This window comes from Bacillus sp. N6, from assembly GCF_052805735.1.
The window spans coordinates 47,533-71,069 of record NZ_CM127843.1; the positions used below are offsets into that span (position 1 = coordinate 47,533).

Annotated in this window: 21 protein-coding genes and 2 tRNA genes; all 23 read left to right on the top strand. The window is 35.9% G+C overall.

Features of this window, described 5'->3' with window-relative positions:
* The first annotated feature begins 65 nt into the window (after positions 1-65).
* Positions 66-935: a 4-(cytidine 5'-diphospho)-2-C-methyl-D-erythritol kinase gene (gene ispE, locus ACUXVC_RS00260; RefSeq protein WP_000772104.1), complete on the top strand. Its 870-nt coding sequence runs from the start codon at positions 66-68 to the stop codon at positions 933-935.
* A 54-nt stretch (positions 936-989) separates the two neighbouring features.
* Complete coding sequence (gene purR, locus ACUXVC_RS00265; RefSeq protein ID WP_000702467.1) at positions 990-1,838, top strand: pur operon repressor; 849 nt, start codon at positions 990-992, stop codon at positions 1,836-1,838.
* Between the two features lie 120 nt (positions 1,839-1,958).
* Entirely contained in the window at positions 1,959-2,333 is a 375-nt protein-coding gene (locus ACUXVC_RS00270) for a RidA family protein (RefSeq protein WP_000869823.1), read from the top strand.
* A gap of 152 nt (positions 2,334-2,485) precedes the next feature.
* On the top strand, positions 2,486-2,779 hold the full coding sequence (gene spoVG / locus ACUXVC_RS00275; RefSeq protein ID WP_000454041.1) for a septation regulator SpoVG: 294 nt from the start codon (positions 2,486-2,488) through the stop codon (positions 2,777-2,779).
* A gap of 311 nt (positions 2,780-3,090) precedes the next feature.
* Positions 3,091-4,470, top strand: coding sequence for a bifunctional UDP-N-acetylglucosamine diphosphorylase/glucosamine-1-phosphate N-acetyltransferase GlmU (gene glmU, locus ACUXVC_RS00280; protein ID WP_053563253.1), 1,380 nt, complete (start codon positions 3,091-3,093; stop codon positions 4,468-4,470).
* A gap of 18 nt (positions 4,471-4,488) precedes the next feature.
* A complete protein-coding gene (locus ACUXVC_RS00285; RefSeq protein ID WP_000107420.1) occupies positions 4,489-5,442 on the top strand; it encodes a ribose-phosphate diphosphokinase in 954 nt (317 codons plus the stop codon).
* A gap of 72 nt (positions 5,443-5,514) precedes the next feature.
* Complete coding sequence (pth, locus tag ACUXVC_RS00290) at positions 5,515-6,075, top strand: aminoacyl-tRNA hydrolase (RefSeq protein ID WP_000767702.1); 561 nt, start codon at positions 5,515-5,517, stop codon at positions 6,073-6,075.
* 70 nt (positions 6,076-6,145) lie between these two features.
* Positions 6,146-6,370, top strand: a complete 225-nt coding sequence (locus tag ACUXVC_RS00295) for an anti-sigma-F factor Fin family protein (RefSeq protein ID WP_000399438.1) — start codon at positions 6,146-6,148, stop codon at positions 6,368-6,370.
* A gap of 105 nt (positions 6,371-6,475) precedes the next feature.
* Positions 6,476-10,006 carry a transcription-repair coupling factor gene (mfd, locus tag ACUXVC_RS00300; protein ID WP_000579684.1) on the top strand — a complete coding sequence of 1,177 codons (3,531 nt, stop codon included), beginning with the start codon at positions 6,476-6,478 and terminating at the stop codon, positions 10,004-10,006.
* A 136-nt stretch (positions 10,007-10,142) separates the two neighbouring features.
* Positions 10,143-10,679 (top strand): stage V sporulation protein T, encoded by a 537-nt coding sequence (gene spoVT / locus ACUXVC_RS00305; RefSeq protein WP_000648306.1) that lies wholly within the window; start codon positions 10,143-10,145, stop codon positions 10,677-10,679.
* Positions 10,680-10,909: 230 nt separating this feature from the next.
* Entirely contained in the window at positions 10,910-12,511 is a 1,602-nt protein-coding gene (locus ACUXVC_RS00310) for a putative polysaccharide biosynthesis protein (protein WP_095689913.1), read from the top strand.
* 12 nt (positions 12,512-12,523) lie between these two features.
* Positions 12,524-13,984 carry a nucleoside triphosphate pyrophosphohydrolase gene (gene mazG, locus ACUXVC_RS00315; protein ID WP_095689912.1) on the top strand — a complete coding sequence of 487 codons (1,461 nt, stop codon included), beginning with the start codon at positions 12,524-12,526 and terminating at the stop codon, positions 13,982-13,984.
* A gap of 14 nt (positions 13,985-13,998) precedes the next feature.
* Entirely contained in the window at positions 13,999-14,274 is a 276-nt protein-coding gene (locus ACUXVC_RS00320; RefSeq protein ID WP_001234876.1) for an RNA-binding S4 domain-containing protein, read from the top strand.
* Positions 14,275-14,332: 58 nt separating this feature from the next.
* Positions 14,333-14,641 (top strand): sporulation protein YabP, encoded by a 309-nt coding sequence (yabP, locus tag ACUXVC_RS00325; protein ID WP_001059104.1) that lies wholly within the window; start codon positions 14,333-14,335, stop codon positions 14,639-14,641.
* The gene (yabQ, locus tag ACUXVC_RS00330) at positions 14,638-15,291 is read left to right on the top strand and encodes a spore cortex biosynthesis protein YabQ (RefSeq protein WP_000059781.1); all 654 of its coding nucleotides are present in this window, start codon (positions 14,638-14,640) and stop codon (positions 15,289-15,291) included. Before yabP ends, yabQ begins: the two co-directional genes overlap by 4 nt.
* Positions 15,288-15,647 carry a cell division protein DivIC gene (divIC, locus tag ACUXVC_RS00335; protein ID WP_001208739.1) on the top strand — a complete coding sequence of 120 codons (360 nt, stop codon included), beginning with the start codon at positions 15,288-15,290 and terminating at the stop codon, positions 15,645-15,647. Before yabQ ends, divIC begins: the two co-directional genes overlap by 4 nt.
* Before the next feature lie 87 nt (positions 15,648-15,734).
* Complete coding sequence (locus ACUXVC_RS00340; protein ID WP_000021451.1) at positions 15,735-16,220, top strand: S1 domain-containing RNA-binding protein; 486 nt, start codon at positions 15,735-15,737, stop codon at positions 16,218-16,220.
* Positions 16,221-16,378: 158 nt separating this feature from the next.
* Positions 16,379-16,452: transfer RNA gene (locus ACUXVC_RS00345), tRNA-Met, on the top strand.
* A gap of 13 nt (positions 16,453-16,465) precedes the next feature.
* A tRNA-Glu gene (locus ACUXVC_RS00350) sits at positions 16,466-16,537 on the top strand.
* A gap of 259 nt (positions 16,538-16,796) precedes the next feature.
* Positions 16,797-19,268 carry a stage II sporulation protein E gene (spoIIE, locus tag ACUXVC_RS00355; RefSeq protein WP_001123550.1) on the top strand — a complete coding sequence of 824 codons (2,472 nt, stop codon included), beginning with the start codon at positions 16,797-16,799 and terminating at the stop codon, positions 19,266-19,268.
* 230 nt (positions 19,269-19,498) lie between these two features.
* A complete protein-coding gene (gene tilS / locus ACUXVC_RS00360; RefSeq protein ID WP_144465876.1) occupies positions 19,499-20,929 on the top strand; it encodes a tRNA lysidine(34) synthetase TilS in 1,431 nt (476 codons plus the stop codon).
* Positions 20,926-21,468 carry a hypoxanthine phosphoribosyltransferase gene (gene hpt, locus ACUXVC_RS00365; protein WP_000981846.1) on the top strand — a complete coding sequence of 181 codons (543 nt, stop codon included), beginning with the start codon at positions 20,926-20,928 and terminating at the stop codon, positions 21,466-21,468. The genes tilS and hpt overlap by 4 nt, the downstream gene beginning before the upstream one ends.
* A gap of 85 nt (positions 21,469-21,553) precedes the next feature.
* A complete protein-coding gene (gene ftsH, locus ACUXVC_RS00370) occupies positions 21,554-23,455 on the top strand; it encodes an ATP-dependent zinc metalloprotease FtsH (RefSeq protein ID WP_001079669.1) in 1,902 nt (633 codons plus the stop codon).
* Positions 23,456-23,537: the final 82 nt, after the last annotated feature.

Genomic DNA, 23,537 nt, shown 5'->3' on the forward strand with positions numbered 1-23,537 from the left:
GTCTTACTATAAATTTATGGTAAAATAAACGATAAAAGATTGAGTACATAGAGTGGGTGAATAGATTGAAGCTACTAGTGAAAGCACCAGCAAAGATTAATCTGTCGTTAGATGTACTGGGAAAAAGACAAGACGGATATCATGAAGTGAAAATGATTATGACAACCATTGATTTAGCAGATCGTCTAGAACTAACGGAATTAGCAGAAGACCGTATTGAAATTTTATCCCATAATCGGTATGTCCCAGACGACCAACGAAATTTAGCTTATCAGGCAGCGAAATTATTAAAAGAGAAGTTTAATGTAAAAAAAGGTGTATCTATTACTATTGAAAAAACGATTCCAGTAGCAGCTGGATTAGCAGGTGGAAGTAGTGATGCAGCAGCGACATTACGTGGTCTTAATAAATTATGGAATTTAGGGCTTACAATTGATGAGTTAGCAGAGCTTGGCGCAGAAATTGGATCAGATGTATCTTTCTGTGTATATGGCGGCACAGCAATTGCCACTGGAAGAGGAGAGAAAATTGAGCATATAAAGACTCCGCCTTCTTGTTGGGTTATTTTAGCGAAACCACATATAGGTGTATCTACTGCTGATGTGTATGGAAATTTAAAGTTAAATCGAGTTACACATCCAAATGTAGATAAAATGGTTGATGTCATAAATTCTGGAGATTATAAAGGGATTTGTGATACTGTTGGTAACGTTTTAGAAGATGTAACATTTGGAATGCATCCTGAAGTTGCACGTATTAAATCACAGATGAAGCGATTCGGAGCGGATGCTGTATTGATGAGTGGAAGTGGTCCAACTGTATTTGGACTTGTACACCATGATTCTCGAATGCATCGCATTTATAACGGATTAAAAGGATTTTGTGAACAGGTCTATGCGGTACGTTTATTAGGAGAGCGAGAAACGCTTGAATAAAGACGTATAATACGTTATGATTTGTTTAGAATATTCGTGATTTGAGGTGAGAGTATGAAAATTAGAAGAAGTACAAGATTAGTCGATATGACTTATTACTTGCTACAAAACCCTCGTCAGCTAGTATCTCTCACTTTTTTTGCTGAAAGGTATCAATCGGCTAAGTCTTCCATTAGTGAGGATTTAGTTATTATTAAGCAAACGTTTGAACAACAAGGGGTCGGCACATTGCAAACGATACCAGGAGCAGCAGGAGGAGTGAAATATATACCGTATATAAGTGAAGAAGAGGCAGATCTAATTATTGATGAGCTTTGTGGCTTATTTGAAAATCCAGATCGTATTTTGCCTGGCGGTTACTTATACATGACAGATTTATTAAGTAATCCTCGCCATATTAATGGCGCAGGTCGTTTGTTTGCTTCTGTTTTTGCTAGGCAATCAATTGATGCGGTTATGACAGTGGCAACGAAAGGGATTCCACTTGCTTATGCAGTGGCAAATTACTTAGATGTACCAGTTGTAATTGCAAGGAAAGATAATAAGGTAACAGAAGGTCCGACTGTTAGTATTAACTATGTGTCGGGTTCTTCTAAACGAATTCAAACAATGACGTTAGCAAAACGCAGCCTTCCAGAAGGATCCAATGTTTTAATTATTGATGACTTCATGAAAGCTGGCGGAACGATTCAAGGTATGATGAGTATGTTAGAAGAGTTCAAGGCTAATGTTGTTGGTATTGGTGTATTAGTAGAATCCACAGATATTGAAGAACGACTAATTAATAATTTTGTATCATTAATTCGTCTATCGGAAGTTGATGTGAAAGAAAAAACGATTCAAGTGGAAAAAGGGAATTATTCTCTTGCACCATTTGATGAAGGGCTTGTAGAGGCTGAATAAAAGGTAGAGCAGATAGCTCTATCTTTTTTTATTTTATTTATAGATTATAAAATAGATGGACAAACTGCCTTTCGTACACTATTTTTAAAGAGTAAAATAAATAATAAAAGGGTGAAAAGTATGAAAGTTGTTCAAACAAGCAAGGCACCACAAGCGATTGGACCTTACTCACAAGGGATTATTGTAAATAATATGTTTTATAGCTCAGGACAAATTCCATTAACGGAGAATGGGGAGCTTGTAACAGGAGATGTAACAGTACAAACAGAACAAGTATTTCAAAATTTACAAGCGGTATTAGAGGAAGCGGGTGCTTCATTTGATACAGTCGTAAAAACAACAGTATTTTTAAAGGACATGGATGATTTTAATGCTGTGAATGAAGTATATAGCTCTTATTTCTCTACTCATAAACCAGCTCGATCTTGTGTGCAAGTAGCAAAATTACCGAAAGATGTTTCCGTTGAAATTGAAGTAATCGCCCTAGTTAAGTAACCTTTTGTAAGCGATAACCTCCACTAATCTCTATATTCAACTACATTAAAAATTTTTATCTTAAAAATTTTTAAAAAATTAAAGGGAAAATAGAAAATTTGTGGAATTTATACAAATATATCGCTTATTTAGAAAAGGGTGGTGAACACAAGATGGAAGTGACTGACGTAAGATTACGCCGCGTAAACACAGAAGGCCGCATGAGAGCAATTGCCTCTATTACTTTGGACCATGAATTTGTTGTTCATGATATTCGTGTAATTGATGGTAATAATGGATTATTTGTAGCAATGCCAAGTAAACGTACTCCAGATGGAGAGTTCCGTGACATTGCACATCCGATTAATTCTGGTACACGCTCTAAAATTCAAGATGCGGTTTTAACAGAGTATCATCGTTTAGGCGAGTTAGAAGAGGTTGAGTTTGAAGAAGCAGGTGCTTCGTAAAATTCGAATGAAAAGGGCTTTGACGAAAAGCCTTATAATTTTGTAGCAAACTCCTGTAAGCATTTACAGGAGTTTGTTTTTTTTGCTTTATATTTGAAAATTTCATAATTCATTAACATAAAAAGAAGAAACTACTAATTTTTTCAAAATCATTTTAAATAGTATAGCTTATTTCTTAAAAAAGATACTAAAGAGTAAAACATCTTATAAGAATTATGGTAAAATTTAATAGTTAAAATGTGTTTCTTGAAATATATGATGATTTAGGATAATATCTTTAATGGATAAATAGGTTGCGATGGAGGGTCTATATGTCAAACAGATTTGCAGTGATTCTAGCTGCAGGTAAAGGCACACGTATGAAGTCTAAGCTATACAAAGTGCTGCATCCTGTATGTGGAAAACCTATGGTACAACACGTAGTCGATCAAGTATCTCAATTAGGATTGCAGAAACTTGTAACGGTTGTTGGGCATGGTGCTGAAATGGTACAAGAACAGCTAGGAAACGTAAGTGAGTTTGCATTACAAGCAGAACAACTTGGTACAGCACATGCTGTAGATCAAGCTGCAAGTGTACTTGCAAATGAAGAAGGAACAACTTTAGTTATTTGTGGGGATACGCCGCTAATAACTGCTGAAACGATGGAAGCATTACTTCAGCAACATAAAGAAGCAGGAGCAATGGCGACGGTGCTAACAGCGTACATAGAAGAACCTGCTGGATATGGCCGTATTGTTCGTAATGAGAATGGTCATGTTGAAAAGATTGTTGAGCATAAAGATGCAAATGAGAAAGAATTAGCTATTAAAGAAATCAATACAGGTACGTATTGTTTTGATAATAAGGCTTTATTTGCTTCACTTTCTAAAGTTTCAAATGATAACGTACAAGGTGAATATTACCTTCCAGATGTTATTGAGATTTTAAAAAATGAAGGTCATATCGTATCAGCTTATCAAACAGAGCAGTTCGATGAAACGTTAGGTGTTAACGACAGAGTCGCTCTATCGCAAGCGGAAATTATTATGAAAAACCGTATCAACCGAAAGAACATGGTAAATGGTGTCACAATTATTGATCCAAGTAACACTTATATTTCTGCTGATGCAATTATCGGTAGTGATACAGTTCTTCATCCAGGAACAATTATTGAGGGGAACACTGTAATTGGTTCTGATTGTGAAATTGGACCGCATACAGTAATTCGTGATAGTGAAATTGGAGATCGTACGACAATTCGTCAATCTACTGTACATGATAGTAAACTTGGTACAGAAGTATCGATTGGTCCATTTGCACACATTCGCCCAGATTCAGTTATTGGAGACGAAGTACGCGTTGGAAACTTCGTGGAAATCAAAAAAACTGTCTTTGGTAATAGAAGTAAAGCTTCACACTTGAGTTATATCGGGGATGCACAAGTTGGAGAAGACGTGAATCTTGGTTGTGGTTCAATTACGGTGAACTATGACGGTAAGAATAAATTCAAAACTGTGATTGGTAATGGGGTATTTATTGGATGTAATTCAAACCTTGTTGCTCCAGTAACAGTTGAAGATGGTGCTTATGTGGCAGCAGGCTCTACAATTACAGAGAATGTTCCATCAAAAGCATTATCGGTAGCACGTGCACGTCAAGTTAACAAAGAAGACTATGTTGATCAATTGCTGAATAAGAAAAAATCATAATGTGGAGGGTTAATCTAGATGTCGACTCAATATCTAAATTCTAATTTGAAAGTATTCTCTTTAAACTCTAATAAGGAACTTGCTGAGCAGATTGCAAAGCATATTGGAGTAGGACTAGGAAAATGTTCTGTTGATCGTTTTAGTGATGGAGAAGTTCAAATTAACATTGAAGAAAGTATCCGTGGTTGCGATGTATTCATTATTCAATCTACAAGCTTCCCAGTAAACGAACATATCATGGAATTACTTATTATGATCGATGCATTAAAACGTGCATCTGCGAAAACAATTAATATTGTTATTCCTTATTATGGTTATGCGCGTCAAGACCGTAAAGCGCGTTCTCGTGAACCAATTACATCGAAACTTGTAGCAAACTTGCTTGAAACAGCAGGTGCAACTCGTGTAATCACTCTAGATTTACATGCTCCACAAATTCAAGGGTTCTTTGATATCCCAATCGACCACTTAATGGGTGTACCGATTCTTTCTGATTACTTTGAAACAAAAGGTCTTAAAGATATCGTAATCGTGTCTCCTGATCATGGTGGTGTAACTCGTGCAAGAAAAATGGCAGATCGTCTAAAAGCGCCAATCGCTATTATTGATAAGCGTCGTCCTCGCCCGAACGTATCAGAGGTAATGAACATTATCGGTAATATTGAAGGAAAAACAGCGATTTTAATTGATGACATCATTGATACAGCTGGTACAATTACATTAGCAGCAAACGCTCTTGTTGAGAACGGTGCTTCTGAAGTATATGCTTGCTGTACACACCCAGTATTATCTGGCCCAGCAATTGAGCGTATTCAAAATTCAAATATTAAAGAGTTAGTTGTAACGAACTCTATCGTATTACCAGAAGAGAAGAAAATCGACAAAGTACATGAACTTTCAGTTGCTCCATTAATTGGAGAAGCAATCATTCGTGTATACGAAGAAGAATCTGTGAGTGTATTATTCAATTAATTGGATAGAATGAGACGTAACCAATTTTGGTTACGTCTTTTCGTATCGAAAAAAGAAAGTAGTGGTACAAGAATGAAATTGATAGTAGGACTTGGGAACCCAGGTAGAGAATATGAATTAACAAGGCATAATATTGGATTTATGGCCATTGATGAACTTGCGAAGCGTTGGAACATTTCTTTGAATGAACAAAAATTTAAAGGTGTATTTGGTGCAGGGTTTGTTAATGGAGAAAAGGTAATCTTATTAAAGCCGCTAACATATATGAATTTATCTGGGGAAAGTATTCGTCCACTCATGGATTATTATAAAATTGATGTTGAGGACTTCGTTGTTATGTACGACGATTTAGACATTCCTGTAGGTAAATTGCGTCTTCGCATGAAAGGTAGTGCTGGTGGACATAATGGTGTAAAGTCAACGATTTCGCACCTAGGAACACAAGAATTTCAACGTATCCGTATGGGAATCGATCGCCCGAAAAATGGAATGAAGGTAGTCGATTATGTATTAGGACGCTTTACATCTGAAGAGATTCCGGATGTTAACCATTCTATTGAAAAAGCAGCGGATGCATGTGAAGAGTGGCTAAATAAGCCTTTTCTCCAAATCATGAATACTTTCAATAGTTAAAAATGAGATTGGGAATATTTCTCTTTTGTTTTACCCATACTAGTAGTAATTGAATTTTTAGGAGGCTAGTATGGAAGGGTATTATTATTGCAGACACTGCGGAGGTAATGTAGGCTCCATTAACGCAGAAAAAGTATATAGCGACGTTTTATTTCAACTAACAGAGCAAGAAGTAGTAGAGATGATTCATTTTCATGAGAATGGAAATATATATATAAAAACAATTTGTGAATCGTGTCAAGAAACGCTCGCATCTTATCCTGAGTATTATGAGTATGAAAAATTTCTGCAATAAAATGTTGTCGCTTTGGCATGTCCAAAGCATTTTTCTGTTTTCCTTTTCCAAAATATTTGCATAAAATAGAATGACTTGCTCTTTATGTTGAGAGGAGTTTTAAAAATGATAGGTTTATTAGAGCAATTTTATAAAAATGAAGAGATACAATCGGTTATTAATGGATTAGAAGATGGGTTAAAAGAACAACTTATATCAGGGATGGCAACGTCTTCTCGTTCATTATTAATGGCGGCTTTATATAAAAAAACAAAAAAATCACAATTAATCGTTACACATAACTTATACCAAGCACAAAAAGTACATGAAGATTTAGTGGCGTTACTTGGTGAAAAAGATGTGTGGCTATATCCAGTGAATGAACTGATAGCATCGGAAATTGGGGTTGCAAGTCCAGAATTGAAGGCGCAACGTATAGAAGTGTTAAATCGCTTGGCTGCGGGAGAGAATGGAATCATTGTAGCGCCAGTGGCAGGATTGCGTAGATTTTTACCAATAAAAGAATTGTGGAAGCAAAAGCAAGTTGAAATCAATCTAGGGCAAGAGATTGATTTAGATGCGCTCTTGCATACTTTACATCATATTGGCTATGAACGTAAGTCGATGGTAGAAGCTCCAGGGGAGTTCAGTTTACGCGGGGGAATATTAGATATTTATCCTTTAACTGAAGAACTACCATTTCGTATTGAATTTTTTGATACAGAAGTCGATTCTATTCGATTATTTGATGTGGATGAACAGCGTTCTCAAGGTAAAAAAGAAAGCGTTAGGTTTGGTCCGGCAACAGAGTTTTTATTTTCACAGGAAGAATTAAAATCAGGAATTCAGCATCTTGAAGAAGGTTTGACTAAGACGATGCAAAAACTTTCTGATGATAAACTAAAGACTACAGTGCTTGAGACGGTAAGTCATGAAATTGAGATGTTGAAAAACGGGCAAAGTATAGAACAGATGTTTAAATACTTATCTATTTTCTATAAAGAACCTGCTAGTCTGATAGATTATTTACCAGAAGATGGTGTTGTAATTTTAGATGAGATTTCCCGTATTCAAGAAACAGCATCACATCTTGAAACAGAAGAGGCGGAATGGTATATATCACTTCTTGGTGAAGGAACAATTATTCAAGATTTATCTTTCTCTCACGCATTTGAGGGGTTTCTTCATCATAAAAAAAGAAGTTTTGTATATTTAACGTTATTCTTGCGTCATATCGCACACACACATCCGCAAAATATTGTAAATGTAACATGTAAAACAATGCAAGATTTCCATGGACAGATGAATTTGTTAAAAACAGAAATTGATAGATGGAATGAAGGGCATTTTACGACTGTTGTACTTGGAACAGATGATGAACGTGTGAAGAAATTACAACATATTTTAAGTGATTATGATATTGAGGCAGATATTGTAGAAGGCACAGATATCTTATTGCCTGGAAGGCTACAAATTGCTGTAGGTGATTTACATGCAGGGTTTGAAATGCCGATGCAAAAGCTTGTTGTCATTACTGAAAAGGAGCTTTTTCATAAGAAAGTTAAAAAATCACAACGTAAACAAAAGTTATCGAATGCTGAACGTATTAAAAGTTATTCGGAATTAAAAGTTGGAGATTATGTAGTTCACGTAAATCATGGTATAGGTAAATTTTTAGGTATTGAGACATTAGAGATTAATGGTGTTCATAAAGATTATTTAAATATTAAATATCAAGGTAATGATAAGTTATACGTTCCAATTGAACAAATTGATCAAGTCCAAAAATATGTAGGGTCTGAAGGTAAGGATCCGAAAGTTTACAAATTAGGCGGAAATGATTGGAAAAAGGTTAAAACGAAAGTTGAAAAATCTGTACAAGACATTGCGGATGACCTAATTAAACTATATGCTGAGCGCGAAGCTTCAAAAGGCTATGCATATACGCCAGATACGGCAGAACAACAAGAGTTCGAATCATCTTTCCCATATCAAGAGACAGAGGATCAGTTACGTTCTATTGACGAGATTAAAAAAGATATGGAACGCGGACGCCCGATGGATAGGCTCCTTTGTGGTGATGTAGGGTATGGAAAGACGGAAGTGGCTATTCGTGCGGCATTTAAAGCAATTATGGATGAAAAACAAGTTGCGATTTTAGTACCGACAACGATTCTTGCGCAGCAACACTATGAAACAATTCGAGAGCGTTTTCAAGATTATCCAATCAATATAGGATTATTAAGTAGATTCCGTACGAGAAAGCAACAAAATGAAACGATTAAGGGCTTAAAGGATGGCACAATAGATATTGTAATCGGAACACATCGTATTTTATCTAAAGATGTCACTTATAAAGATTTAGGGCTTCTTATTATTGATGAAGAACAAAGATTTGGTGTGACGCATAAAGAAAAAATTAAACAATTGAAGGCGAATGTTGACGTATTAACATTAACGGCAACTCCGATTCCGCGGACGCTTCATATGTCTATGCTTGGTGTGCGCGACTTATCTGTTATTGAGACACCGCCAGAAAATCGTTTCCCAGTCCAAACGTATGTAGTAGAGTATAATCCAGCATTAATGCGAGAGGCGATAGAGCGAGAGCTTGCAAGAGGCGGTCAAATTTACTTCCTATATAACCGTGTAGAGGATATTGAAAGAAAAGCAGATGAAATTTCGATGTTAGTTCCAGATGCTCGCGTAACGTACGCACATGGGAAAATGAACGAAAGTGAATTAGAGTCTGTTATGCTATCATTTTTAGAAGGACAGCATGATGTTCTTGTAAGTACAACAATTATTGAGACGGGTGTAGATATTCCGAACGTAAATACGTTAATTGTATTTGATGCAGATCGTATGGGGTTATCACAGTTGTACCAGCTTCGTGGGCGTGTTGGACGTTCTAATCGTGTTGCATATGCATACTTTGCCTATAAACGTGACAAAGTGCTGTCAGAAGTTGCAGAGAAGCGTCTGCAAGCAATTAAAGAGTTCACAGAACTTGGATCTGGTTTCAAAATTGCGATGAGAGATTTATCTATTCGTGGAGCAGGTAATTTGTTAGGAGCAGAACAGCATGGGTTTATTGATTCTGTCGGATTTGATCTGTATTCTCAAATGTTAAAAGATGCAATTGAACAGCGAAGAGGAACAGATGGGGCTGAAAATACAGTTAATGTTGAAATTGACTTAGAGGTAGATGCATACTTACCAGATGCTTATATTTCAGATAGTAAGCAAAAAATTATGATGTATAAACAATTTAGAGGTGTTTCTGCAATTGAGGATATTGAAGAATTGCAGGAAGAAATGATCGATAGATTCGGTGATTACCCACAAGAAGTTGGTTATTTATTACAAATTGCAAATATTAAAGTGTTGGCAATGAAAGAACAAATTGAGTTAATTAAGCAGAATAAATTTGAAGTAACATTCCTGTTTTCTGAACAAGCAAGTCAAAATATTGATGGTGGAAAATTATTCATGCTCGGAAATAGTTTTGGGCGTATGATCGGTCTAGGAATGGAAGGATCACAATTGAAAATTGTTATGAAAACAAATGGCTTAGAGACATCGAAGTGGTTAACAATTGCTGAAAATTTATTAAAAGGCTTACCAGATGTGAAAAAAGAAGTAATAAATGCCTAAAATAAGATAAAAAAATACAATTCGACGTGCATAGAAGAACTAATGTGTAAAATACTATGTCTAACAGTTGGTGATTTTTACATGAACAGGTAAATTCACCACTTTGATCATCAGTAGAAAGTGAGGCAGCATTAGAATGAAAGCAACTGGAATCGTACGTCGAATTGATGATTTAGGCAGGGTAGTAATCCCAAAGGAAATTCGTAGAACTTTACGTATTCGAGAAGGAGACCCACTAGAAATATTTGTTGATCGCGATGGAGAAGTAATTTTAAAGAAGTATTCTCCAATTAGTGAACTAGGTGATTTTGCAAAGGAATATGCTGAGGCTTTATATGACAGCTTAGGACATAATGTGCTTGTCTGTGACCGAGATTCTATCATCGCAGTATCAGGCGTATCGAAAAAAGAATACTTAAATAAAAGTGTTGGCGATCTAATCGAAAAAACGATGGAAGAAAGAAAGTCTGTTATTATGACGGACGAAAGTGATATTTCCATTATCGATGGTGTAACAGAAAAGGTTCATTCTTATACAGTTGGACCGATTGTTGCAAACGGAGACCCAATTGGAGCCGTCATTATTTTTTCAAAAGAAGCTATTATAAGCGAAATCGAGCATAAAGCGGTTAATACTGCTGCCAGTTTCTTAGCGAAACAAATGGAACAGTAAGGGTATATTGGTTTTAGAAGTAGCAATCTTTCCTAATTATGATCTTTCTTTTTGAGAAATCAATTATTTGGAGATATATGTATATTGAATGAAGGTAGCGCTTTGCTACCTTTTTTCGTTGAATATTTTTAACGTGTAGGGACCTAGTATTACCCGTGGTGGTAAGGGAGTTTGTACTTTTCTTTATGATATAATACGAGAGGTGAGAATAGAAAAAGGAGTTTTCTTGTATGGAAGCGAAGAAGTATCAAGCCTTTTGGCGTGGGGCTATTATATTAACGATTGCAAGTTTTGTTACAAAAGTATTAAGCGCTTTTTACCGTATTCCATATCAAAATATAGCAGGGGATATTGGTTTTTATATTTACCAACAAATTTACCCGTTTTATGGATTTTGTTTAATTTTAGCTACTTATGGATTTCCTGTTATCATTTCAAAAATGGTTGCAGAACGACTAGAGTGGGGAAAACAGAGAGAAGCAGAAGAAATTATTTGTGTATCTTTTTGGTTTTTATTAGGAATTGGTTTTATAGGTTTCTTTACATTGTTTTTTGGGGCCGAAACAATCGCGATAGCTATGGGCGATATGCACTTAGATAAGTTGCTACGTGTTATTTCATTTTCGTTCTTATTGATGCCGTTTTTGTCTGTAGCAAGAGGGTATTTTCAAGGGTTCAATAATATGATGCCAACGGCTGTTTCGCAAGTAATAGAACAAACAATTCGAGTTTCTATTATTGTATTTTTATCGCTATTCCTAATTGCTCACGGATTTGATTTATATACAGTTGGTGCAGGGGCTATGTTAGGCTCAATTGCGGGTGGACTTATTGGGATTATTGTACTTATGTTGTATATGCGTCGAGATTTTCGTTCCATATTTTTTAAACGTGTAGCGAGAATTAAGGGTAAAAGGAAGATAATTAAAATCCTTTTTTGGCAGGGGTTAGCGATTTGTGTTAGTAATTTAGTGCTTATTTTTATACAGATGGCTGATTCAATGTCCTTGTACACTTTACTTATTGGTGCGGGAGAACAGGCTGAAAGTGCAAAAGTATTAAAGGGTGTTTATGATAGAAGTATTCCGCTAATGCAATTAGGTACTGTTGTGACAACTTCTTTCTCGTTATCACTTATTCCAATTATTACAGCGGCGAAGGAAAGAGGAGATCTTTCCTTTATTCAAGAAAAGGTAAAGTTAGCAATGAAAATAACATTTGTTATTGGATTTGCAGCAGCTATTGGACTAACTTGTATTATTCAACCTACGAATATTATGTTGTTTGAAAATAGTGATGGATCAGATGTTTTATCTATTTTATCTTTATCTATTTTATTTAGTTCATTGTCAATTACGACGGCTTCTATTTTACAAGGGTTGGGACAAACATTTAAGCCAGCATTATTTGTTGTATTTGGAGGTTGCTTAAAGTTAGCGTTAAATTATATATTCATGCCTTATTTTGGTGTGAAAGGGGCAGCCTTAGCGACTTTATGTGCGTTAATCATAATTTCTGGACTAAATAGTTTGTTGCTTATGAGAGCTGTATCAGGGTCACTTATCAATAAGCGAAATATGTTAGGTGTAGTAATTAGTGGTATCTGTATGGGATTTGTATTAATGATGTTCACGCGTGTGTTGCAGATGTCTGGATTAGTAATTGATACGGAACATAGAGCGAGCGCGACGCTTGAAGCGTTGTTAGGTGTAGCCATCGGCGGATTGACATATATGTTTTTTATTTTAAAATTACGTGTATTTACAAAAAAAGAATTAGGAACTGTTATGAAACAAGAGAAAAAAGAAGGTTCATTGAAGAAGAGTGGATAGAGGTGACAGGTTGTGAGTGGAATCATTACTGTTTTAGGTTTAGGTGCTGGTGAATTAGATCAGCTAACGATGGGTGTATATCGAAAAATAAAAGAAGCAGACCATCTGTTTGTTAGAACGAAGGAACATCCGGTTATAGAAGAATTGGAGAAAGAAGGCATACAATATACGGCTTTTGATGCTGTATATGAAGCACATGATACGTTTGAAATTGTATATGAAACAATTGCGAATAAATTGCTAGAACAAGCTGAAGGTACAGAAATTATCTATGCGGTTCCGGGGCATCCACTTGTAGCAGAAAGAACAGTTCAGCTATTGTTGGAAAAAGGAGACGTTTCAAATGTTGAAGTGCGAATTGAGGGTGGACAAAGTTTCCTTGATCCTATGTTTGCAAGCCTAAAAATTGACCCGATTGAAGGATTTCAATTACTTGATGCTACATCATTTGAAAGAGGGCAATTAGAATTACGTCAACATTTAATCTTTTGCCAAGTATATGATGCATTCGTTGCATCTGATGTGAAATTAACATTAATGGAGATGTTGCCAGATGATTATGAAGTGTATATCGTAACAGCTGCAGGAACTTCATTTGAACAAGTAAAGAAGGTACCGTTGTACATGTTAGATCATGAAACGGAATTGAATAATTTAACAAGTGTGTACGTGCCACCTGTTCAGGAGCGTGCGTCCTTGTATCAACAGTTTGATGTTCTTAGAGAAATTATTGCAGACCTGCGTGGTCCAAATGGTTGTCCGTGGGATAAAAAGCAAACGCATCAATCATTAAAGAAATATTTAATTGAGGAAGCTTATGAGGTGTTGGAAGCAATTGATGAAGAGGATGATGATCACTTAGTAGAAGAATTAGGTGATATATTATTACAAGTTATGCTTCATGCTCAAATTGGAGAAGATGAAGGTTGGTTCTCTATAGATGATATCATTCGAACTCTATCTGAGAAAATGGTTCGTCGCCATCCACATGTATTTGGAAATACGGATGTAAACAATGCTGATGAAGTGATTGCCAATTGGGAAGAAATTAAAAAACAAGAAAAAGGATTCGTGAAAGAATCTGTTTTAAATGGCGTTCCTAAAAGTTTGCCGCAGTTACTACGCGCCTTTGAAATTCAGAAGAAAGCTGGTAAGGTTGGATTTGATTGGGTTGATGTGCAGCCGATGATAGAGAAAGTTTTGGAAGAATGGCAAGAGTTCCAGCAAGAAGTTACAAACATGGATGAGGAAAAGATGCTAGGTGAGTTTGGTGATTTACTATTTGCATTTGTTAATATAGCCCGTCATTATAAAATAGATCCAGAAGAGGCGTTACGTTCAACTAATGAGAAATTTACTGGTCGTTTTTTATACATGGAGGCAAAAGTAGCTGAAATGAATAAAGAGATGGAAGATTTATCATTAGAACAGTTAGATGTTTTATGGGAAGAAGCGAAACAAACAGAGCGTTAATAGGGGGATTTGATATGCGTCTAGATAAGTTTTTAAAAGTGTCACGTTTAATTAAAAGAAGAACATTAGCGAAAGAAGTAGCTGATCAAGGAAGAATATCTATTAATGGTCAAGTGGCAAAAGCGAGTTCTGATGTGAAAGTAGCTGATGAATTAACAATTCGTTTTGGTCAAAAAATAGTGACTGTAAAAATAAATGAATTGAAAGAAACAACTAAAAAAGAAGATGCAGCAAATATGTATAGCTTAGTTCGTGAAGAAAAAGTAAAAGCGGAAGAAGGCTTGTTCTAAAATTATGTATCCCCTCATACATTACTATTAGCTAGTAAAAACCTATGGGGGGATTTACGTGAATAATGGTTACTCACCTACGTCTTCTAATCAACAAAATGTTTCTGTAGAACATGACATTATTATGCGTGGCAGGCGTATAATTGATATTACCGGTGTGAAGCAGGTAGAGAGTTTTGATAGCGAAGAGTTTTTGCTAGAGACCGTAATGGGTTTTTTAACGATTCGTGGTCAAAATTTACAAATGAAAAATTTAGATGTAGAAAAAGGTATTGTGTCGATTAAAGGGAAAGTTAATGAGATGCTGTATATTGATGAAAATCAAGGAGAAAAAACTAAAGGTTTCTTTAGTAAGTTGTTTAAATGAGTCTAACAATTCAGTTGTATACAATGCTTTCAATGATTGGAATGGGTGCTTGGATTGGAGCGTCTTTAGATACATATCAACGTTTTTTAAAGCGCCAAGAACGTAAACGTTGGCTTGTATTTATACAAGATATATTATTTTGGATTGTCCAAGCATTATTCGTCTTTTATGTATTGCTTCTCGTAAATGAAGCTGAACTACGTATATATGTGTTTTTGGCATTGTTATGTGGTTTTGCGGCATATCAAAGCTTACTGAAAGCACTATACATGAAGCTGTTAAATTTTCTCATCTATATTTTTATGCAAACAACATATTTTTTTGTTCGAATTATACAGCTACTCATGATAAAACCTGTTATTATTATAGCGCAGCTATTTATTGCATTTATATTATTCTTATTTCGTATACTGCTTTCAATTGGACATGTGTTATGGAAAATTGTGATTTGGATATTACTTTTCATATGGAAAGTTTTTTTCTGGCCTGTTCGATTTATTGCTTCGCTCATATGGAAACTTCTCCCTAATCGTGTTAAACTTTTTATAGTGAAACATATAGGGTTCCTGCAATATATAGCAAAATTGAAGGGACATATCTTCCAAATATGGGAGCGTATAAAAAAGAAGTTAGGGGGACCTCGGAAATGAGGGAACTGAGACAAAGAACAATCGAAAAACAGAGTCCAAATCCTGTTAAAGAGCATATAATACAAACGGATGAGAACAGGAAGCGACTTTATCGCCGTTTAGCGGTTTTTCTTGTCTTTACTTTTACAATTATTGCGAGTATTAGTGTAACGTTTTATCAACAAAACAGTTCCATTAAAGCAAAAGAAGCAAAAGTTAAGGACATGAAAAAAGAACTGGATTCATTAACGAATAAAGAAAAAAGTCTAAAAGACGAAGTTCAAAAGTTAAATGATGAAGAGTACGTATTAAAGATTGCTAGAAGGGATTATTTCTTCTCTGGTAAAGGGGAGATAATTTTTCCTGTTTCGAAGTAGAGTATGTCTTATTGACACTATATTTTAGGATTATATATAATAAAGTAAAATTTGACTTTTTAACCACTAAGGAGGAGCATTTTTTTTATGTCAATCGAGGTAGGCAGCAAGTTACAGGGTAAAGTAACAGGTATTACAAATTTTGGGGCTTTTGTGGAGCTGCCAGAAGGCTTAACTGGTCTTGTTCATATTAGTGAAGTTGCTGATAACTATGTAAAAGATATTAACGATCACTTAAAAGTGGGCGACCAAGTAGAAGTAAAAGTTATTAATGTTGAAAAAGATGGAAAGATTGGTTTATCTATCAAAAAAGCGAAAGAACGTGAAAAAACAGAAGGAGATCGTCCACGCGGTGAATACCAACGCGGTGGTGATCAACAACGTTCTGGACGTCCACAACGTAATAATCGCTCTTTCAACAGAGATAATCGTGGTGGCGGTAACGACCGAGCTCCAAAAGAAACATTTGAGCAAAAGATGGCACGCTTCTTAAAGGATAGCGAAGATCGTTTAACTTCTTTAAAGCGTAACACAGAGTCTAAACGTGGTGGCCGTGGCGCACGTCGCGGATAATAAGGCGTTTAGTTTTTAACATATAGAGAGGTACCCAGAGTGATGGCTCAGGGTGCTTTTTTATATGTGAAAATATATTTTAAAAAAGTTTTCAAGATGTGTTGACTTTAAATAATATCTGATGTAAGATACTAATTGTCCGTTAAATAAGACGACATGGCGGTGTAGCTCAGCTGGCTAGAGCGTACGGTTCATACCCGTGAGGTCGGGGGTTCGATCCCCTCCGCCGCTATATTTATTTTAACGGCCCGTTGGTCAAGTGGTTAAGACACCGCCCTTTCACGGCGGTAACACGGGTTCGAATCCCGTACGGGTCATCTAAAAAGATCATGCAAATTTGCATGATCTTTTTTTGTTAAATGGATTAAGACATACAACACTTCTACAAAATCACCCTATATTTTCTGAATATTTAATTAAAAAACCAAGGATAACTTACATACCGTGTATATCTGTAGAGTTATTTCGAATAAAAAGTCGAACGATTATAAAAGTGAAAACTGTTGTTTTGACAAAAATCCCAACAATCATCTTTTATAATGACAGTAATTAAACTATGCAGGTGGTGTTAAAAATATGCCTAAAGCAGGAAGGAATACTATGAATACAAGTGCATTGGCAATGAATGAGAGTCAGCTTGGAGGAATAAAGTGGACGAGTAAGTTGCGAATGAAATTCGAACAAGTTTTCTTTAGATGGGGATTTATTATTGTTGTTATTGGTTTTCTTTTGGGAAGAGCATATATATTAACAAATATTTTACCGTTTGCACTACCGTTTTTTGCTGCTGTTTATGTTATGAAGCGGGATAAGATGCCGCTAGCATTTTTAGCTCTAATGGGAGGAGCTCTTTCAGTCTCGATAGATAATTTGTTTTTTACTTTTGCATCTATCTTTACTTTCTTCATTTATAATATCTTCTTTAGCAGATTTACACGTAAAACCGTTGGACTTGTTCCATTTCAAGTATTTATCTCCGCATTAACCGCACACTTAGTTGTTGTATATTTTGCGCAACAAACTGTCACCATGTACGATTTACTCGTTAGTACCATTGAGGCTGGGCTTAGTTTCGTATTAACTATGATATTTTTACAAAGTGTCCCGCTTTTAGTGGAAAGGAAAGGAAAACAACAGGCTTTAGAGACAGAAGAAATTGTTTGTTTGATTATATTACTAGCATCTGTTTTAACGGGTACAACAGATTGGTTTGTATATGATGCTTCTATTCAACATATTTTTACAAGGTATTTAGTACTAGTATTTGCATTTATTGCGGGTGCTGCTACAGGATCTACAGTGGGGGTCGTAACAGGATTGATATTAAGTTTAGCAAATGTGTCTAGTTTGTCTCAGCTTAGCCTTCTCGCTTTTTCTGGATTACTTGGTGGGTTGTTAAAAGAAGGGAAGCGTTTAGGTGTTAGTTTAGGTTTATTAATAGGGACAAGCTTAATTACATTATATGTAGACAAGCAGACAAATATTGTAACAACTTTAATTGAGTCAGGTGTAGCGATTGCTATCTTCTTATTAACGCCAAAGCTTGTTTTGGATCGTATTGCTAAATTTATGCCGGGTACACAAGAGCATTCGCAAGATCAACAACAATATTTAAGAAGGATGCGTGATGTTACAGCGAACAAAATCAACCAATTCGCAAATGTATTTGCTGCTTTATCGAATAGTTTTTCTGTATATGGGTATGTAGAGGAAGAAGATAAAGAGACAGAAGCAGATTTGTTTTTGAGTACAATTACTGCGAAAACATGTCAAACGTGCTTTAAAAAGGATCAATGCTGGGTAGTGAATTTCGATAAAACGTACGATTATATGAAACAAATAATGAATGAAACGGAAGAAGGAACCCTGCAACATAATCGTAAATTAGTTCGTGAGTGGGACAAGCATTGTGTGAGAGGGAAAAAAGTGACGGATTTAGTAGCGGGTGAATTAGATCACTTCTATGAGGGACAAAAATTGCGAAAACAAATGAAGGAAAATCGTAGAATAGTAGCGGAGCAACTATTAGGTGTATCAAAAGTTATGGAAGATTTTGCCAAGGAGATACAACGAGAGCGTGAAAATCATCAAGTGCAGGAAGAGCAGATTATGCAAGCGTTCCGTGATTTTGGTGTCGAAGTAGAGCATGTTGATATTTATTGTTTAGATAGAGGAAGTATTGATATTGAAATGTTGATTCCAGTTGCATCTAATGAACATGGTGAATGTGAAAAGTTAGTTGCACCGATGCTTTCGGATATCCTTAAAGAAAATATTGTCGTTAAACATGAAGAAAAGTCTTCTTATCCGAATGGTCACAGTTTAATATCATTTGGTTCGGCGAAGACGTATTCTCTTGATACAGGATTGGCTACAGCCGCAAAAGGCGGTGGGTTTGTTTCGGGTGACTCTTATGCGATGATGGATTTAAGTGTTGGTAAATACGCACTTGCGATTAGTGATGGTATGGGTAATGGGCAAAGAGCTCATATGGAAAGTAAGGAAACGGTGAAATTATTACAAAAAATACTCCAATCGGGTATTGATGAAGAAATAGCTATTAAGTCTATCAATTCAATCCTTTCTTTGAGAACGACAGAAGAGATGTTTACAACATTAGATTTAGCTATGGTAGATTTGCGGGATGCGAGTGCTAGGTTTTTAAAGATTGGATCAACGCCGAGTTTTGTTAAACGCGCGAATAATATTTTGAAAATTGAAGCAAGTAATTTGCCGATGGGAATCATCGAAGATGTTGAAGTTGATGTGGTGGGTGAACAATTAAAAACGGGCGATATCCTTATTATGATGAGCGATGGGATTTTTGAGGGCGCGCAGCATGTAGAGAATCATGAATTATGGATGAAGCGGAAAATTAAAGAATTGCAAACCGAAGACCCGCAAGAAATTGCTGATATCATTATGGAAGAAGTGATTCGCTCTTGTGATGGTTATATAAATGATGATATGACTATTGTGGTGGCAAAAGTGAAGAAAAATATGCCGAAGTGGGCTACGATTCCGATTGTAGGAATGCAGGCGCAGTAAAATATAAGTGGAATGTTTATCTATAATTTGATTTTAAAAACCTAGGTGAATACCTAGGTTTTTTTGTGGGAAAAGGTAATGTTATTGATTTTATGAATATACACGGAGGATGTAAGATAAAAATGTAATTTTTGTATATCTTTTTTTTGCACAATGTTTGTAAAAGTTGTACCATTATAGACAAGGTAACTAACGTTGCTGTTCTTGTTTAATGAAAGGTGATTGCGAAGTTGAAAGATACATTTGTTGAAAAAGTAGATGACTTTGTAAAGCAGCATGATGTATTAAAGAATGATTCAACAATTGTTGTGGGAGTTTCTGGTGGTCCTGACTCGTTAGCCCTTTTATATTATTTATTAGAAAAAAGAGCGGAAAAACAGTTGGGAATTGTAGTAGCTCATGTGGATCATATGTTTAGAGGTGATGAATCTCATGAGGATTTACAGTTTGTGCAGGACCTTTGTGAAGAACTGGGAATTATTTGTGAAACGATAAGGATTAATGTATCACAATATCAACAGCAATACGGAATGAATGCACAGGTTGCTGCTAGAGAATGCAGATATGCATTTTTGGAAAGAATAATGAAGAAATATGATGCAAGATATGTTGCTCTTGGACATCATGGAGATGATCAAGTCGAGACAATTTTAATGCGTCTTGTAAGAGGGAGTACTCCGAAAGGATATGCAGGAATTGCAGTGAAGCGTCCTTTTCATAATGGATATTTAATTAGGCCGTTACTTGGGGTAACGAAGGAAGAAATTGTTGATTACTGTAATAAGCTAAATTTAATTCCACGTATAGATCCGAGTAATAAAAAGGAAGTATATACAAGGAATCGATTACGTAAATATGTCCTTCCTCACTTAAAAGAAGAAAATCCACAAATGCATGAGAAATTCCAAAAATTTAGCGTGCAGATGCAAGAGGATGAGGCTTATTTGCAGGAATTAGCTTTTGAGAAAATGAATAAAGTAATTACAAAAAAAAGTGATAAACAAATTAGCTTATCAATTCCTGCCTTTGAATCCATGTCTATGCCTTTACAAAGAAGAGGGATTCAACTAATATTAAACTATCTTTATGAATATAAGATTCCATCTTCTCTTTCTTCTATACATATTGACAAGGTGATTGAGTTTTTTAAGCGGACACAACCTTCAGGTTCACTTGATTTTCCAGGTGATTTGAAAATTGTTCGCACATACGAGGAGTGTAGCTTTAGATTTAAACAAGAAATTGTCTCTCCTTTTTTGCAAGATTTATCAGTACCCGGGACCATTACACTATTGAACGGGGATGAATTTGTAACAGAGGTGAGCGAAGATATACCAAGTAACATGAATGAAACAGTATTTGTTGCTAAGTATAATGATATATCATATCCACTTCGTATTCGTTCTAGGGAAAATGGAGATCGCATGTCAATACAAGGTATGGATGGCACGAAAAAGATAAAAGCTATTTTTATCGAAGCGAAAGTACCAAAAGAAAAAAGAGAAGAATGGCCGGTCGTTTGTGATGCAAGTGGGAACATTATTTGGGTACCCTTGTTGAAGCGATCTGCATTTGCAATTTCGAAAGAGATGGCAAAGAAGGGTAAATATATGATTATTCACTACAAAAGCAAGGAGTCTTCCGGGAGGATAATGAAATGATGAATCAAGATATCGAAAAAGTATTAATTTCTGAAGAACAAATACAAGAAAAGGTGCGCGAACTAGGTGCAGTTATTGCAGAGGATTATAAAAACACAGTACCTCTTGCAATTGGTGTATTAAAAGGCGCAATGCCATTTATGGCAGATTTATTAAAGAGAACAGATACATATCTTGAAATGGATTTTATGGCTGTATCTAGTTATGGTCATTCTACAGTTTCAACAGGCGAAGTGAAAATTTTAAAAGATCTTGATACTTCTGTAGAAGGTCGCGATATTTTAATCGTCGAAGATATTATTGATAGTGGTCTTACACTAAGCTACTTAGTAGACTTATTCAAATATCGTAAAGCGAAGTCTGTAAAAATTGTTACATTATTAGATAAGCCAACAGGCCGTAAGGTTGATCTGAAAGCGGATTATGTTGGATTTACTGTTCCACATGAATTTGTAGTAGGATATGGATTAGATTATAAAGAGCAGTACCGTAATCTTCCTTATGTAGGCGTATTAAAACCAAGCGTTTACTCAAATTAATTAAATACAGGCTTTACAATTGTATAGGAAAGTTTTTCTATGTTACGATTTACTATAGTGTTTATGCCGTGAGAGGAGGTTAGGAATGAATCGTATCTTCCGTAATACCATCTTTTATTTACTGATATTCTTAGTAGTAATTGGAATCGTGAGCTATTTTAATGGTTCGACACAAAAAACGACATCAGTTAGCTACGACAAATTCATTACTAAACTAGAAAGCGGTGAAGTGCGTAATGTGCAACTTCAACCGAAAAATGGTGTATTTGAGGTAAAAGGACAATTCAATAACTCTAGCCAAGGAGAACAATTTGTTACTTATGCACCAAATACTGAGGAATTACAAAAGAAAATCAATGATAAAGCGAAAGGTGCCGAAGTTAAGTATCAACCAGCAGAAGAAACAAGTGCTTGGGTAACATTCTTTACTTCAATCATTCCGTTTGTCATCATCTTCATTTTATTCTTCTTCTTATTAAACCAGGCTCAAGGCGGCGGTAGCCGTGTTATGAACTTCGGGAAAAGTAAGGCGAAGTTATATAATGATGAAAAGAAAAAAGTTCGTTTCAGAGATGTTGCTGGGGCGGATGAAGAGAAACAAGAACTTGTCGAGGTAGTTGAATTCTTAAAAGACCCTCGTAAGTTTTCTGAAGTTGGTGCCCGTATTCCGAAGGGTGTCCTATTAGTTGGACCTCCAGGTACAGGTAAAACTTTATTAGCACGTGCTGTTGCAGGTGAGGCTGGCGTTCCATTCTTCTCTATCAGTGGTTCTGACTTTGTAGAGATGTTTGTCGGTGTCGGTGCATCACGTGTACGTGATTTATTTGAAAATGCAAAGAAAAATGCTCCTTGTATCATTTTCATTGATGAAATTGATGCAGTAGGTCGTCAACGTGGCGCAGGTCTTGGTGGTGGTCATGATGAGCGTGAGCAAACATTGAACCAGTTACTTGTTGAAATGGATGGATTCGGTGCAAACGAAGGTATTATTATCATTGCTGCGACAAACCGTCCAGACATTCTTGACCCAGCGTTATTACGTCCAGGTCGTTTTGACCGTCAAATTACAGTAGATCGTCCAGATGTAAATGGCCGTGAAGCTGTACTGAAAGTACATGCGCGTAATAAACCGCTTGATGAGCATATTAATTTAAGAGCAATTGCGACTCGTACACCAGGATTCTCTGGTGCGGATCTTGAAAACTTATTAAACGAAGCTGCTTTAGTAGCTGCACGTCGAGATAAGAAGAAGATTGACATGAGTGATATCGATGAAGCAACGGATCGTGTTATTGCAGGTCCAGCTAAGAAAAGCCGTGTTATCTCTGAAAAAGAACGTAATATCGTTGCTTTCCATGAAGCAGGCCATACTGTAATTGGTGTTGTTCTTGATGAAGCTGATGTCGTTCATAAAGTAACAATTGTCCCTCGTGGTCAGGCTGGTGGATATGCGGTAATGCTTCCGAAGGAAGATCGTTACTTCATGACAAAGCCAGAGTTACTTGATAAAATCACTGGTTTACTTGGTGGTCGAGTAGCTGAGGAGATTGTATTTGGTGAAGCAAGTACAGGTGCTCACAACGATTTCCAACGTGCAACTGGTATTGCAAGACGTATGGTTACGGAATTCGGTATGAGTGATAAGCTTGGACCGATGCAATTTGGTAGCTCACAAGGTGGTCAGGTATTCTTAGGAAGAGACTTCCATTCAGAACAAAACTACAGTGATGCAATCGCACATGAAATTGATGTGGAAATGCAAACAATTATTAAAGAATGTTATGCTCGTGCGAAACATATTCTTACTGAAAAACGAGATAAGCTTGATATTATCGCGAAAACGTTACTTGAAGTAGAAACATTAGACGCAGAGCAAATTAATCATTTATATGATTATGGCAGATTACCTGAGCGTCCAACATCTTCAGATGATGTGAAAGTAAACATCAATATGAAGAAAGACGATGAAGATAAAGAAGATAAGTAAGAAATGAAGGAGTGACTATCGTCACTCCTTTTTTGTTTGTTAAGATTTTTGTTAATTACTATTAAGGGCTTAGTGGGTAAAG

What these genes read in the sequence shown, in the direction of transcription:
- purR (WP_000702467.1), top strand. Translation starts at nt 990, where the DNA reads ATGAAAATTAGAAGAAGTACAAGATTAGTCGATATGACTTATTACTTG.
- ACUXVC_RS00270 (WP_000869823.1), top strand. Translation starts at nt 1,959, where the DNA reads ATGAAAGTTGTTCAAACAAGCAAGGCACCACAAGCGATTGGACCTTAC.
- spoVG (WP_000454041.1), top strand. Translation starts at nt 2,486, where the DNA reads ATGGAAGTGACTGACGTAAGATTACGCCGCGTAAACACAGAAGGCCGC.
- glmU (WP_053563253.1), top strand. Translation starts at nt 3,091, where the DNA reads ATGTCAAACAGATTTGCAGTGATTCTAGCTGCAGGTAAAGGCACACGT.
- ACUXVC_RS00285 (WP_000107420.1), top strand. Translation starts at nt 4,489, where the DNA reads ATGTCGACTCAATATCTAAATTCTAATTTGAAAGTATTCTCTTTAAAC.
- pth (WP_000767702.1), top strand. Translation starts at nt 5,515, where the DNA reads ATGAAATTGATAGTAGGACTTGGGAACCCAGGTAGAGAATATGAATTA.
- ACUXVC_RS00295 (WP_000399438.1), top strand. Translation starts at nt 6,146, where the DNA reads ATGGAAGGGTATTATTATTGCAGACACTGCGGAGGTAATGTAGGCTCC.
- mfd (WP_000579684.1), top strand. Translation starts at nt 6,476, where the DNA reads ATGATAGGTTTATTAGAGCAATTTTATAAAAATGAAGAGATACAATCG.
- spoVT (WP_000648306.1), top strand. Translation starts at nt 10,143, where the DNA reads ATGAAAGCAACTGGAATCGTACGTCGAATTGATGATTTAGGCAGGGTA.
- ACUXVC_RS00310 (WP_095689913.1), top strand. Translation starts at nt 10,910, where the DNA reads ATGGAAGCGAAGAAGTATCAAGCCTTTTGGCGTGGGGCTATTATATTA.
- ACUXVC_RS00320 (WP_001234876.1), top strand. Translation starts at nt 13,999, where the DNA reads ATGCGTCTAGATAAGTTTTTAAAAGTGTCACGTTTAATTAAAAGAAGA.
- yabQ (WP_000059781.1), top strand. Translation starts at nt 14,638, where the DNA reads ATGAGTCTAACAATTCAGTTGTATACAATGCTTTCAATGATTGGAATG.
- divIC (WP_001208739.1), top strand. Translation starts at nt 15,288, where the DNA reads ATGAGGGAACTGAGACAAAGAACAATCGAAAAACAGAGTCCAAATCCT.
- ACUXVC_RS00340 (WP_000021451.1), top strand. Translation starts at nt 15,735, where the DNA reads ATGTCAATCGAGGTAGGCAGCAAGTTACAGGGTAAAGTAACAGGTATT.
- spoIIE (WP_001123550.1), top strand. Translation starts at nt 16,797, where the DNA reads ATGCCTAAAGCAGGAAGGAATACTATGAATACAAGTGCATTGGCAATG.
- hpt (WP_000981846.1), top strand. Translation starts at nt 20,926, where the DNA reads ATGATGAATCAAGATATCGAAAAAGTATTAATTTCTGAAGAACAAATA.
- ftsH (WP_001079669.1), top strand. Translation starts at nt 21,554, where the DNA reads ATGAATCGTATCTTCCGTAATACCATCTTTTATTTACTGATATTCTTA.